General features: G+C 37.5%; 2 protein-coding genes. One reads left to right on the top strand and one right to left on the bottom strand.

The annotated features are described in order from the left end of the window. On the top strand, positions 1-1,283 hold a 1,283-nt coding region (locus F6K22_RS26395; protein WP_293104896.1), incomplete at its 5' end, for an AMP-binding protein. A gap of 795 nt (positions 1,284-2,078) precedes the next feature. Here the strand turns inward: F6K22_RS26395 and F6K22_RS26400 are convergent. Then, the gene (locus F6K22_RS26400) at positions 2,079-2,318 is read right to left on the bottom strand and encodes a hypothetical protein (protein WP_293104898.1); all 240 of its coding nucleotides are present in this window, start codon (positions 2,316-2,318) and stop codon (positions 2,079-2,081) included. Positions 2,319-2,345: the final 27 nt, after the last annotated feature.

Raw genomic sequence — 2,345 nt, forward strand, 5'->3', positions numbered from 1 at the left:
TATTTGTGGATACAGAATTATCTCACTTGGTAGCATCAGTGCGTGATCAGTTGGAAAGTGTAGAGGAAATTATTAATATAGTAGATACTGAAATAGAAACAACAGGAGAAAAATTACCAGGAACAGATTATGAAACTTTTTTAACCACAGGTACATCAGACCCTCTACCTTCTCCACTCGCAGACGAAAACGAACCAATTTCCATCAACTATACCAGTGGCACCAGCGGTCAACCAAAGGGGGTAGTATATACCTACCGTGGAGCTTATCTCAATGCTTTGGGCGAAGCATTAGAATTAGGCATGAATAATAACAGTATCTATTTGTGGACTTTACCTATGTTTCACTGCAACGGTTGGTGTTTTACCTGGGGAGTCGTTGCGGTGGGTGGTACTCATGTTTGTATGCGGAAATTTTTCCCTAATACAGTAGTTTCGTTAATTATGGATGAGGGAGTGACTCACTTCTGCGGTTCCCCCACAATATTAATTGCTCTTGCTAACGACCGCGCTATCAAAAAATTAAAGCTTTCCCACCCTCTGCGAGTTGCTACTGCTGGTGCACCACCTTCCCCCACTATTATTCAGACGATGGAAGAATTGGGAGTAGATATTACTCATGTTTATGGTTTAACGGAAACCTACGGACCCCATAGTGTCTGTGAATGGCAAGCACCTTGGGACGATCTACCAATGGCGGAAAGGGCAAAGTTGAAAGCTAGACAGGGAGTGGCTTATATTCATGCTGCTCAAATGCGGGTAGTAGATAAGGATATGCAGGATGTACCTGCTGATGGGGAAACTATGGGAGAAGTGGTGATGCGTGGCAATAATGTCATGCAGGGATATTTTAATGACCCGGAGGCGACTGAGTGGGTGTTTCGGGGTGGTTGGTTTCATAGTGGAGATTTGGCGGTGATGTATCCTGATGGTTATATGGAATTACGCGATCGAGCTAAGGATATTATTATTAGTAGTGGTACGAATATTTCGACTATTGAGGTGGAGAGAGTTATTTATAAACATCCAGCAGTTTTGGAAGTGGCAGTTATTGCTATCCCGGATCGGAAACGAGGTGAGGTGCCGAAAGCTTTTGTGACTTTGAAACCAGATGAAAGTGTAAAAGCATCAGAAATTATTGATTTTTGTCGGCAGAATTTGGCATTGTTTAAGGTGCCGAAAACGGTTGAGTTTATGGAGTTACCAAAGACTGCTACGGGTAAAGTGCAGAAATATTTATTGCGGGAAAAAGAGTGGGTTGGTTATGAAAAAAGGATTCACTGACACAAATTTAGGTAATTGCTAATTATGGCAATTATCACACTGGTGAGGTACAAAATTCCTTTGTTTTAGGGAGTAGGGAAAATAGGGGGATGGGGAGTAGAAAATCAGACAAACAACTGTACCTCATTAGCTTGAGAAACGCTATATTAATTATATTATGTTCGGATAATATCAAATCCCCTTGATTGGGCATAAAAAAATTCTCAAATCGTCATAACTACTCAATCTTTTTCATTAATGGATAATTGATAATTGATAATTGATAATTACAAGAAGGTTAAAACCGCTCGGGAATTGAGTATAAGGAAACATTATTTCTTCTCTCTTGGTCGATTGGATATGGCGAGGAAACCTCGCCATCCCTCGACCGCTTTTCCCCTTGAAAGGGGAGGCAGAGTAAGCTGAATTATTTAATTAATAATTAATAATTGTTAATTATTCGGTAATTCTTTCCCCTCCTGACTCCTGACTCCTGACTCCTAAATACTTAAGCAATCTATAACTGTTTAACCGGATTTGATATAATAAGTGATAAAAAAGTGTTTGTAGTATTGCTATAGCCCATGAAATACAGCTTATTCCATATAAATAGGAGAGCGATAGCCAGCATAATAAAGATAAAGTTTAATTTAATAGATAATTATTAAGTTAATTTTCACAAAATAATAGTATTATATTAAGTCTACTTCAATAGTTGTCATTGTGACGGTTGGGAAGCAATCTTAATTTTAGAGATTTATTCATTTTTTGATAATATATATCAATTTTTTTAAGATTTGGTTTGATTATGTAAAATTATGCCATTATGGCAACAGTATTCTGGGTAGGCTGATAAATTAGAAAAATATTCAATTGTAATTCTCTGGAGTTGCTCTGAGTTAACAGTTTAGAGCCACACCAGAGCTGATAATAATTTGTATTTTTCCTAGTAATACTATCAAAATTGCTTAATTCTTCTTCTCGAATTAAGCAATTTTTCGTAGGTAATTTAAGCAGAGATTTAGCTGCAAAAACATCTGCCAAAATGGCAACCATCCCCCGATAATTCTAGTTATATTAAAA

This window comes from Okeania sp. SIO2F4, assembly GCF_010672385.1.
Taxonomy (GTDB): Bacteria; Cyanobacteriota; Cyanobacteriia; order Cyanobacteriales; family Microcoleaceae; genus Trichodesmium.

What these genes read in the sequence shown, in the direction of transcription:
- F6K22_RS26400 (WP_293104898.1), bottom strand. Translation starts at nt 2,318, where the DNA reads ATGGTTGCCATTTTGGCAGATGTTTTTGCAGCTAAATCTCTGCTTAAA.